Below are 10416 nucleotides of genomic sequence, written 5' to 3'. Positions count from 1 at the left end.
TCCAACTTGCTGCCCCACGTTGTCATGAGACTCTCTACGCGTCCAGAAGATATGAACTAGTCTGCTGATCCCTATCACTATCCACAGTGGTTCCACAGCGCCGGCACTCGTATACGACCTCTGTCCGGGTTGTCCGGGCCAGCAACCGGTTCATCTCTTCAAATAGCATGGGACGCGGTTATTGTGGGTTCACGACGTCTTGGCACTCGGGACACTCGGCGTATACCGCCAAACCCGAGTCTGTTTCATACTCGAGAATCACGTCGGTCGTCGTGATCTCGGCGTGGCAGAATGGGCAGGTACCGAGAGATGGTGGATTCGTCGTGGACATAAGTTACTGCAAGTGGGTGAAAGGGGGAGCGCATGTGACTGCGACTGGGTGTGGTGTGTCTGCCCCCTCTACAGTCAGTATCCAACTTGATCGGTATATAAGCGACCCAACCACAGTGAAACTGAAACTACTGGTGTCAGAGCGTTAAGTTCCATATCTCTAGCACATCCCGGGATAGCCGCCGCCAGTGGCTTCGTCGAGCGACCGAACGGACATCAGTTCCCGTCTTGGGCGGGTGCGCCGTAATCGATGTGGACCTCCGGTGTACTCGGTGATTCTGGTGCCGGTGCGCCGTTCCAGTCAGCGACCTGAACGTTTGCCATCTGGCCGGAAAATCGAAATCGCATCACTCCGGTATCGACCGCGCCCTCTGCGGCGTGGTCCGTGACGACCGTGGCTTCCTCGAGTGGATCAGCACCGACCAGTTCGATCTCGCCGTCGACGGTGATTTCGTAGTTCGAAGGGACGCCTCTGCCCACGATAGTAATGAGATGTGGCAGAGTGTCGGGGGTCTCAGCGGACATACTCCGATGAGCTTATTCTGCCAGTATAAGCCTTCTCTTCGAGATAACCGTTGGAGCCGGTGAACGTCCACTTCGACTGGATGCACGTTGCTCACATATCGATATACTGGTGCTCCCACTCTCGTCGCTCCTGGATTACGTCTTCACCGGCATCGGTGATGTCGTAGTAGTTCGTCCGGCGATCGAGCTGTCCCTTCTCGACGAACTCTTTGTTGACGAGCGTATCCAGGTTCGGATAGAGGCGCCCGTGATTGATTTCACTCTCGTAGTACCGTTCCACCTCATCCTTGACGTCCTGACCAGACGGCTGGTCAGCACCTGCAATCACGTACAACAGATCACGCTGAAATCCGGTGAGGTCGTTCATTCTACAAGAGTCTTCAACGAACCTGTATTTGACTTCTTTTCGGGATCAAACCGAGTGTTAACAGTCTGTGACACTCCTCCGTTCGTGACTGTCCTGCCGACAGGGAGACACACGTCGCCGGCTTCGATGCCAGTCATTCTGTTTTCAATCGTATGAACAACGGAGTGATTCGTCCCCCGAATGTTTCCGATCCAAATAGGCATAGAAAACTACGTTCTATAATTGAATCAACCAACAGATTCTCGTATACCGGGCTGAGAGATGGGGTGGCGGGTTCGTGTCGCATCTGTCATACACCGATGTACCATGGTAAACCCCGCCGCTTCGCTGGCATCACTGAAACGGGGTCCCTGGACCTGTTTTGCGAGAGGTGGCTCTGTTGGAATCCGGTGGCGCTGACAGACATTCGCGAGATTCGTTCGAATGCTCTACTGGCTGTGGGTTCGTAGCTGTCCGCTTCGCCCATCTATAGTAGCCACTGCAGGTCTTGCACACCTGATCGCCAGACCGATCGGCGATCAGTGTGTACATTGTTGCAGTTGTTACTATCGTCTGTCTTGATTCCCGTTGAGGCGGCTGAAATCTGACAGAAGCTCCAAAAAATCTGTCCGTCTCACTTTCAGCTTAACTAAAGAGTGGGGTCGCAAGAATTGTGTGTACTAATCGGTTTTCGCCCCGAATTTGCCTGGACATCAGCCGCAGTCTTCCGATTTTTCCTTGGACATCCCTGTCCAGGCATTTTTTCAATCTCCGGAAAGCCTGGACGGCAATAACTGTAAATGAAATCCACCCGTCACATAGACCCCATCGCTTATTCGACGAAGGTTCGGCCGTAGGACGACAGCATGATACCAGTATGGTGGTGTACACGCTCGCCGTCACGTGTTCGGCGATACTCGTCATGCGAAACATGCTCGCCCAATTTCTGCATCGAATCTGTCAGCGATGGAGGATTCCAACAGACCGCTTGACTAAGGCCGGTGAGTCGGCGCCACATGTTGATAAAAACTCCGGTGGTTTTAATAAAGTTCGTCTCAGAGAGACTACAATGGCTTTTGAGGATCTACTGGACGATCCGGTTATCCAAAAGTACCTCCATGAACTAGTTGGACCGGAAGGAATGATGGTAGCGGCCGCACCGCCTGACGGCGAGGTAACGGACGAAGAACTCGCAGAGGAGTTGGACTTGGAACTGAAGGCGGTCCGCCGAACGCTGTTCATCCTCTACGAGAATGACCTGGCATCATACCGGCGGCTCCGTGACGAGGATTCGGGCTGGCTAACGTATCTCTGGACGTTCCACTACGACAATATCCCCGAAAATCTCGAAGAGCAGATGTACCAATTGCTTGAGGCACTCGAGGAACGCTTAGAGTATGAACGCACTCACGAGTTCTATCTCTCTGAGGTATCATCGATTCGGTTCGAGTTCGGCGAGGCGATGGAGTTGGGCTTCGAGTGCCCCAACAGCGGGACGCCGCTGGAACCGATGGACAACGACCGGCTCGTCAACGCCATAGAACGGCGAACCGATGACCTCCGCGACGAACTCAACGTCGACACTGATACCTAAAAACACTGGTCTGTTCTCGCTGTTGTTGGTTATGGGCCTGACATACCGTATCTTGAGTCCCGTTATCTGAAGCGGTATCACCATCCGTTTCGATATCAGGCTGCTGATTGAAGCGCTCGAGTTGGTCTTCAGAGGTAGACAGTACTTCTTGAAGCGCTGTGTTCTCGTTTTCGAGTTCCTCGGTACAGATGTCTTTTTGCTCAAGCGTAACTGATAGCACCCCATGAGGAAGGAAGATCATCACTCTTGCAGTCGATCAGTTGCCTGTTGAAATCGAATAGGATCGGTATCTTCCTGTTTAATTACCGGATTCGCAAAACCCAACCGTTTGTTCGGAAGGTGAGCCTGCCTGGGCCGGGGCGTTCAGTAAACCGCACATCTTCATCCCGCGAAATCGCTTCGCGTGGAGTGCTTACGACGTAAGCTGAGGTGATTAGAAAAGCCACGGGTCACCCGACCCGTGGTCGTTTACAACTAGTGACGAGCGTGCTACTCTCGGAGTTTGGAGGTTACTGTGAGTAACGCGAGAATTGCAATGAGTGTAACAACCATACCAAACCCTGGCGTATCATCGTCGGTTTCGTCTGTACTGTCATCCCTAGTCGAGGTATCAACATCGTCTGTTTCTTCAGGGGTTGTCTCGTCCAGGTCAGTATCCACGTCAGCCCCGTCTTCATCGTCCGGATCGATGTCGCCAACACCGACAGCGATCGTTGAAACGTTGTCCGCAACTATCTCGTACGAACGCAGGTCGTCACTCTCGTCGAGAACGGTCGCCTCGAGTGGGACCCAGTTGCCGTCGTAGTGATAGATGCTGACGTCGACCGGGTTGTGACCGTCCTCGAGGCGGTCGTTCGGCACAGTGACGTCGAACGTCGTCGTTTCGACGTCGTCGTCTATCTTGCTGTCGATGGAGAAGTAACCGACCGACTCCGTTTCGGGGGGTTCGATCTCGTCGCTCGCGACGTCTGCGATCGATTGGGACCGCCGTATCGTTAACTCGCCTTCGACTGCCGACTCGGTCTCCATGTTCATGCGCGTGAGTGCCGGTCGATCACTGGTCTCGTTTCGGTCGAGTTCGAGTTCGATCGCCGCGCCCTCGACGCCCGTAATCTCGTTTTCGACGATGGTCGTATTGGACCCGATAGAGTAGATGTCGACGCGCATGCCGGGGGATGCGACGTCCTCGATCGTGTTGTTCTCGATACGGTTCTCCACGTCTTCGATCATCACGCCAGCGCCGTCCGTTGACGTAGCGACGCCGACGATTTCGTTGTCGCGGACCAGATTATCCTCCCGGTCCACGTCAACGCCAATCTCGCCGGAATCAGTCACGGTGTTGTCGTAGGCTTCGGCACCGCCCCGGAGGACGAGGCCGGTACTCTCGCTTGCGGCTACGTCGTTGTCGTAGATCTCGGTGCCTTGGGCCCTGATCCCCGTGCTCGCGTCTTCCACCGTGTTCTCACCTCGACGTTTTCGAGCGTTCCCTCGAGGCGAGTCCTCGTGAGGATGCCTGTCTGTGCCCCCTCGATGTCGTTTTCGAAGACGGAGACGTCGTCGGTCGATCCGTAGGTCGACACGCCGACGCCGGTTCCGCCGGCGATCTCGTTGCCGAAGACGTCGACCGTCCGGGTCCGTTCCGTTTCGAGGCTGGTTTCGATCCGGATCGCGTAGCTGTCGGCGTAGCTGACGCGTTTGGACTGCTCTGTTGAATAGCGATCTAATCGGCTGATATCACGGGTTAGAAGGACGAATCCGAGGAAACCGAGATTGGTATGGAGATCGATATCCTCGACTTTGTTGAAAAGTGTCGTGGCCTATAGTGGTGATTAGAAATAATTGCTCACTGTTGGTATAGAGAGTTGGTCAAGAGCTGTATCAATCGCCGTTGTAAGATCGACGAGTGACTCAAAGAAGCGGTTCCTGAGAGCGGCTTGGAGTTGTCTCCAGCACTCCTCAACAGGATATAACTCTGGCGAGTACGCCGGTAACGTGACGAAGGCGAGGTCGTCACGGCCGCCAGGTCCGTGACGACAGATGCCTGAAAATACGGCGCTCCATCCAGTACAATGAACAAATGATATTTGGATTCTTTACATGATTTAAAAATGGAATGTTTGGCGTATTCGGCGGTTACGTACTCTTCGAATCGAGCGAAAAAGCGATCACCGTCTTCGGTGCTCGCGCCCAAGAGACACGTCCAGTCGCGTTGACTGGATAATTCAACAGACGGCCGCGTGCCGCGAGGAAACCACGGGGCACGCGGCTCGACTTGCACGGTTTCTTGGTTTGATCGATACAGACTACTGTGGCGTCCATCTCCCGCCGCTTTTTTTGAACTCTTCCCGGAACGTTTCTTGCTCGTCAGCATCGGATTCAGCAGCTGTGCGGCGTGGTTTTTGATAGCTCAAACCCGCTTCGTTGAGCAACCGCCGGCAACTCGGGATTGAGTATTCGACATCGTACGTCTCGTCAAGATACTGCTGGACGAGCGCCGGCGTCCATGCCGGCGCGTCGAGCCCAACTTTCTCAGGAGGTTCGTGGACAGTTGCTTCGAACTGTTCTTGCTGTTTTTCCGAGAGCTTTCGATTTCTCCCAGATCGGTGAGCATCAGACATAGCCTGCTCAAGCGACTCATCAGTATCGAGTCGCTTGAGCCAACTATAGATCGTCCGTCGCTCCACGCCGTACCACTCGGCGAGTTCAGTCTGCTGAACGCCATTTTTGTACGCTATTGCGGCTAAGATCCGTTGTGTCGGCTTCTTTCCGTCTACGTTGTCGAGAGCATCTTGCAACTCTTCGACTGAGATTTCGTCGAGATGATCCACTGGCTGTTGTATGTCTCTGCGAGCAAATAATTCTAACGGTTACTGTAGGTCTTTGTAGCTTGTATCAAACCAAAAGGGCATATGCTATTATACTCACTATTGCTTCCCTTTTAATAAACTGTTCCTTGTGAACTAGCCCACCCTGCTCGCGCTGACGCGCTCGCTGAAATGAGTGGCTCCCAGCTGTGAGATCCACCCTCTATATGTAGCAGAGGGTGTCATAGGCGCTGTCTCCAAGCATCCAGATCGGTGTTTCGACGGCGAGCACGTCACGTGTGACGCGCATCGCCGTCTCTTCTGGTGTGTTTGCTCTCCGTGAATTCGGCCGCAATCGGGATCTTCGAACCGGGCGAAACGATCGTGCAGCCGTAGCCGTAGTAGTACTCTTCAGCCGTTGGATCGTAGCATTTCGATACATCTTGATCGGCTGGCATCGTTCTCACGTCTGTCGAATCAATAGAGTAGGTCGAGTCGAGCAGGCCCCGCAAGGCGGCCTGCTCGACAAGGCGGTCGAAAATCTCGTCAACAACGTGTTCGAGATTGGTGAGGAAGCGATCGACCGCGTCTCTCGACCGCGGTCGATCGAAATCACAGCTGAGCCAGACGACTGTGTTGTTCAGTTCTCGCGTAACCGGACGAATGCCGTAGACGTCCTTGTAGTAGCAGTGCAGAAACCCACGCATCATCTCTGGTGGTTCGTGATCTCGTGTTCGCCCCGTCTGCGCCGGGGCGAACACGTCGAACTCTTCAAGAAACTCGAAAGAGAGGTGCTCAAACAGCGCTAGCGTCTCTGTCTCCACGACATTGAAGAACGTCTCTACCGTAGGATTATCTTGCAGGGTTGCTGGGCTCATACCACCTCAGCGTTCACCCTGCTCTCTGGTATGTGAACTGTTCTATGACACCCTCGGCGCATCGGCTACGGTCACGAGTGGATGGAGCGGGCTCCCGATCACGAGAGAGTGGACCTCTCCGAGGACGAGCTCTGGGAACACCTCCAGTACTTCCTCGACGAGATCGTTCCGGTCGCAGAGGAGGCAGGCGTCAACCAATCCGTCGACGATTATCGGCGGATCCTCGAGATGTACGATAGCCCGAACCACGGCGTGACGTTCTGTCAGGACAACTTCGCCGCGATGGGGGCGGACATTGAGGAAACGATCGGAGAGTTCGGTGATCGGATCCACTTCGTCCACTTTCGCGACGTCGAAGGCGACAGCCGAAAGTTCGTCGAAACGTGGCACGACGAGGGTCCGACCGATATGAAAGCCGCCATTAAGGTGTATCGAGACGTCGGCTTTGACGGTCTGATTCGTCCCGATCACGTGCCTCGAATGGTCGGCGAGGAGGATCTCTCGTTTGTGGCTTTTCACCCGTCCGAATCGTTCGTCGTCGCGGTGAACGAGCGCGAGCCGGGAACGGCTGTCGCCTACGACACTGACCCCGAAGCCGGCGATCTCGCCCGGCTAGATCGGACGGAAACCGGTGGCACCGGACCGTGTCACGTCGCTATCGATCCGCGCGGCGAGTACGCGGTCGTCCGTGTCAGATCCTTCGTTCGCCAATAGGGAACGCATTGTCAGCCAGTAATACGGATAATCGATACCATTTTACCAATGTACCCGTGTAAACGACAGAGAATCAAATCTTCCACGCGTCAGCCAAAAGTAAGCATCTCAGTCCAATGAAGAGGAGATTCAGCTTCGTTTCATGAGAGAGAACGTCTCGGTTCATTCCCGTCATCATATCAGTATTTTTTCGGAAGTGATTATGTAATCGGAGATAAATCATATTTATCATGAAAGAACGCGCCGATGATGGACGGACCATCAAATCGAACGAAACGCTGTTCGCTATCGTCGAAGCACTCACAGAAACCGGCGGTGCGGGCGTCACCGAACTCGCAGAACGGCTCGACCTCGCCAAGAGTACAGTCCACAAGCACCTGGTCAGTCTCGAGCGACGACGGTACGTCGTCAACGACGGTCACCAGTATCGACTCGGCTTGCAATTTTTCAACACGGGTGTCGCTGTTCGCAACCAATACGGTGTCTACCACGCGGCGAAAAACCGTATCGAACGCCTGGCAGTCGAGACGGACGAGGCCGTCTGGCTGATCGTTCACGAAAACGGTCGCGGAATCTTCCTCGACGGCGTCTCGCACAATGACTCGTTCTCGTTCGACTCGACGATCGGGACGTGGGTACCGCTACACGCCAACTCGGCCGGAAAAGCCATCCTGGCCCACCTACCCGAACACGAGGTCGGAGAGATCATCGAGCGCCACGGCCTGCCAGCACAAACTGAGAACACGATCACCGACGAAGAGACGCTATTAGACGAACTCCAGTCCACTCGCGAGCGAGGGTACGCGATAAACTTCCAAGAGGACATGCGTGGACTTCATGCGATTGCAACGCCCGTAATCGCGGATGGACGGCCAGTTGCGGCTGTCACGATTGCTGGCGCGGCCAATCGACTCACTGAGGGGCGAATCGACGCAGAACTGTGTGAGCCACTATTCGAAGCAGTCGACGACATCGAACTGCGACTCGTCTACGGCTGATGGGACTCGAAGAGGGAACGATACGACCACGGTACAGAATGAGACGACACGTATACTGGGAAAAGGTTTTCACCCAGTTCCGACAACACCAGTGGTATGACTGCGAGAAGTCTGTTCGACCCCAGCGGTATCGCCGTCGTCGGGGCGTCGAAGACAGAAGGAAAGATCGGCTACGAGGCGATGCAAAATACGGTTGCGTTCGACGGACCGGTGTATCCAGTCAACCCGTCGGCGTCAGGGACCGTCTGTGGCCGGCAGTTCGTCTCGTCGGTGACCGAAATCGGCCGCGACTGTGACCTGGCGCTACTCTGTGTCCCGGCCCCGGTCGTTCCCGACGTGATCGAAGAGTGTGGCGACGCCGGGATCAGCGCGGCCGTCGTCTTCGCCGGCGGCTTCGCGGAGGCCGGCCCCGACGGAGAACAGTTACAAGAGCGACTCGAGGCGGCCGCATCCGAGGGCGACGTGTCGGTGCTCGGACCAAACACGAGCGGCTTTCTGGTCCCCTCGGCGGAGCTGTACGCGACCTTCGCGACCGACGTCGAGTACGTCCCGCCGGGCGACGTCGCGATCGTCGCCCAGAGCGGCGGGCTCGCCTACTCGCTGGCGTTCCACACGGAGAACGAGGGCCGAGGCGTCTCCGCGATGGTCGGCCTCGGCAACCACGCGACCGTCGGCTTCGAGGAGGCGATCGAGTACTTCGATTCCGATTCGGACACTGACGCAATCATGTTACACGTCGAGGGAACTGATGACGCCCGCGGGCTGCTCGAGACCTGCCGGGCCGTCGAGACGCCGGTCGTCGCCTACAACGTCGGCGAGCAGGACGTCGGCGACTTCGCCGAGTCGCACACGGGGGCGCTGACCGGCTCATACGAGCTGTACGAGGCCGGCTTCGCCCAGTACGGCGTCCCAACAGTTCGATCCGTGTCCGAACTGCTCGACGCTGGAACGGCGCTCGCCACCTGTCCGGAACCCGACGGCCCGAACGTCGGCGTCGTTACCGCCCAGGCCGGCCCGGGGATCGCCATCGCCGACCGCCTGAAGCGAGCCGGAGCGACGCTTCCCTCGCTCTCCGCAGAGACCCAAACCGTCGTCGAGGAGATCCTCCCGGGGATCACCTTCTCCGCAAACCCAGTCGACACCGGCCGGCCGATGCCCAGGTTCGGCGACGTCGTCGCGGCCGTCGCACGCGACGACAACGTCGACATCGTCCTCGTCTACGAACTGTACGAAGCCGCGCTGGGCTACCCGACCGACGCTCTCGAGGAACTCGTCGACACGGTGGACAAACCCATCGTCTTCGGGACGGCCGGTCTCGAGTCGGTGATCGACGACGAGGTGGCCGAACTCGAGGGCTGTGGCGTACCAACGTATCGAACACCCGAACGGGCTGCCGACGCCGTCGGAGCGCTCGTCCAGTATGCGAAGCGAAACCGCCAGCCATCCGCGATAGCCGGGGACGAGGAGGTGACCGCCGATGACTGACACCGATCCGATCGAAGCGGCGCTCGCGGACGGGCAAACGACGCTGATAGAGGGCGACGCTAAACGGCTGCTCGCCGACTGCGGTCTTTCCTCGCCAGATGGCGAACTCGTCCATTCAGCAGAGGCTGCCGTCGACGCAGCCGAGCGTGTGGGGTATCCCGTCGTCACAAAGGTCTCCGCGCCGACGGTCCAACACAAAAGCGAGTGGGGCGATGGGGCCGGCGTCGCCGTCGGACTCGAGGACGCCGACGCGGTTCGCGAGGCCGCCGACCGCATCTTCGCGACCGCCGACGAACGCGACGTCGATGCTGCCGTCTACGTCGAAGCGGGTGCCGATCTCGATGCTGGCCTCGAGGTGATCGTCGGTGGAACCCGGGATCCGTCGTTCGGTCCCACCGTCCTCGTCGGCCTGGGCGGCGTCGCCGTCGAAGTGTTACAGGACACGAGCCACCGAATTGCGCCGATTTCGACCGCCGAAGCTATCGAAATGACGCACGATCTCGAGGCGTCCCCCCTGTTCGATGGCTACCGCGGACCGTCGGCGGTTGATCGGGGGGCAGTTGCCGACGCTATCGTCACGGTCGGCGACCTGCTCGTCGAACGGGAGTCGATCACCGAGGTGGAGGTCAATCCGCTACTTGTGCGTGCTGAGGACGCGGTTGCGCTCGACGCGCTCGTGACGCTCGAGGACTGACTGTCGGTCGTCGGTTTCGTCGCTGCTGAACACGAAGTTCGATGCCGT

9 protein-coding genes and 3 pseudogenes are annotated in these 10416 nt (G+C 57.1%); 6 read left to right on the top strand and 6 right to left on the bottom strand.

The genetic code is table 11. From position 1 onward, the window contains the following. Positions 1-178: 178 nt before the first annotated feature. The 3 genes from AB7C87_RS24205 to AB7C87_RS08005 all read right to left on the bottom strand — a co-directional run bounded on the left by AB7C87_RS24205 (position 179) and on the right by AB7C87_RS08005 (position 1222). Complete coding sequence (locus AB7C87_RS24205) at positions 179-331, bottom strand: DUF7837 family putative zinc-binding protein (RefSeq protein WP_440590506.1); 153 nt, start codon at positions 329-331, stop codon at positions 179-181. A gap of 215 nt (positions 332-546) precedes the next feature. Continuing rightward, positions 547-855 carry a hypothetical protein gene (locus tag AB7C87_RS08010; protein ID WP_369728896.1) on the bottom strand — a complete coding sequence of 103 codons (309 nt, stop codon included), beginning with the start codon at positions 853-855 and terminating at the stop codon, positions 547-549. Positions 856-946: 91 nt separating this feature from the next. After that, positions 947-1222 (bottom strand): PadR family transcriptional regulator, encoded by a 276-nt coding sequence (locus AB7C87_RS08005; RefSeq protein ID WP_369728895.1) that lies wholly within the window; start codon positions 1220-1222, stop codon positions 947-949. A gap of 1048 nt (positions 1223-2270) precedes the next feature. Here AB7C87_RS08005 and AB7C87_RS08000 point away from each other — a divergent pair. Beyond that, complete coding sequence (locus AB7C87_RS08000; RefSeq protein WP_369728893.1) at positions 2271-2795, top strand: transcription factor; 525 nt, start codon at positions 2271-2273, stop codon at positions 2793-2795. 489 nt (positions 2796-3284) lie between these two features. On the opposite strand, the gene AB7C87_RS07995 is transcribed toward AB7C87_RS08000, so the two are convergent. The 3 genes and pseudogenes from AB7C87_RS07995 to AB7C87_RS07985 all read right to left on the bottom strand — a co-directional run. Further along, complete coding sequence (locus tag AB7C87_RS07995) at positions 3285-4250, bottom strand: right-handed parallel beta-helix repeat-containing protein (RefSeq protein ID WP_369728892.1); 966 nt, start codon at positions 4248-4250, stop codon at positions 3285-3287. A gap of 374 nt (positions 4251-4624) precedes the next feature. Further along, a pseudogene (locus AB7C87_RS07990) lies at positions 4625-5623 on the bottom strand (IS630 family transposase). 211 nt (positions 5624-5834) lie between these two features. Continuing rightward, a pseudogene (locus AB7C87_RS07985) lies at positions 5835-6477 on the bottom strand (transposase); the annotation flags it as partial. 63 nt (positions 6478-6540) lie between these two features. Between AB7C87_RS07985 and AB7C87_RS07980 the strand changes: the two are divergent. The 5 genes and pseudogenes from AB7C87_RS07980 to AB7C87_RS07960 all read left to right on the top strand — a co-directional run. Beyond that, positions 6541-6975 (top strand): annotated as a pseudogene (locus AB7C87_RS07980) (mannonate dehydratase); the annotation flags it as partial. Continuing rightward, a complete protein-coding gene (locus AB7C87_RS07975; protein ID WP_369728910.1) occupies positions 6958-7191 on the top strand; it encodes a beta-propeller fold lactonase family protein in 234 nt (77 codons plus the stop codon). The pseudogene AB7C87_RS07980 and the gene AB7C87_RS07975, both read left to right, overlap by 18 nt. 230 nt (positions 7192-7421) lie before the next feature. Next, positions 7422-8189, top strand: coding sequence for an IclR family transcriptional regulator (locus AB7C87_RS07970; RefSeq protein WP_369728891.1), 768 nt, complete (start codon positions 7422-7424; stop codon positions 8187-8189). A gap of 96 nt (positions 8190-8285) precedes the next feature. Then, positions 8286-9674, top strand: a complete 1389-nt coding sequence (locus AB7C87_RS07965) for an acetate--CoA ligase family protein (protein ID WP_369728890.1) — start codon at positions 8286-8288, stop codon at positions 9672-9674. Further along, entirely contained in the window at positions 9667-10368 is a 702-nt protein-coding gene (locus AB7C87_RS07960; protein WP_369728889.1) for an acetate--CoA ligase family protein, read from the top strand. Before AB7C87_RS07965 ends, AB7C87_RS07960 begins: the two co-directional genes overlap by 8 nt. The last annotated feature ends 48 nt before the right edge of the window (positions 10369-10416 follow it).

It is taken from the genome of Natrarchaeobius versutus (genome assembly GCF_041205745.1).
Taxonomy (GTDB): domain Archaea; phylum Halobacteriota; class Halobacteria; order Halobacteriales; family Natrialbaceae; genus Natrarchaeobius; species Natrarchaeobius versutus.
Note: the sequence above shows the minus strand (reverse complement) of the source record. Positions and strands in the feature narration are given on the sequence as shown.

What these genes read in the sequence shown, in the direction of transcription:
- AB7C87_RS07960 (WP_369728889.1), top strand. Translation starts at nt 9,667, where the DNA reads ATGACTGACACCGATCCGATCGAAGCGGCGCTCGCGGACGGGCAAACG.
- AB7C87_RS24205 (WP_440590506.1), bottom strand. Translation starts at nt 331, where the DNA reads ATGTCCACGACGAATCCACCATCTCTCGGTACCTGCCCATTCTGCCAC.
- AB7C87_RS08005 (WP_369728895.1), bottom strand. Translation starts at nt 1,222, where the DNA reads ATGAACGACCTCACCGGATTTCAGCGTGATCTGTTGTACGTGATTGCA.
- AB7C87_RS07975 (WP_369728910.1), top strand. Translation starts at nt 6,958, where the DNA reads ATGGTCGGCGAGGAGGATCTCTCGTTTGTGGCTTTTCACCCGTCCGAA.
- AB7C87_RS07965 (WP_369728890.1), top strand. Translation starts at nt 8,286, where the DNA reads ATGACTGCGAGAAGTCTGTTCGACCCCAGCGGTATCGCCGTCGTCGGG.
- AB7C87_RS08000 (WP_369728893.1), top strand. Translation starts at nt 2,271, where the DNA reads ATGGCTTTTGAGGATCTACTGGACGATCCGGTTATCCAAAAGTACCTC.
- AB7C87_RS07970 (WP_369728891.1), top strand. Translation starts at nt 7,422, where the DNA reads ATGAAAGAACGCGCCGATGATGGACGGACCATCAAATCGAACGAAACG.
- AB7C87_RS08010 (WP_369728896.1), bottom strand. Translation starts at nt 855, where the DNA reads ATGTCCGCTGAGACCCCCGACACTCTGCCACATCTCATTACTATCGTG.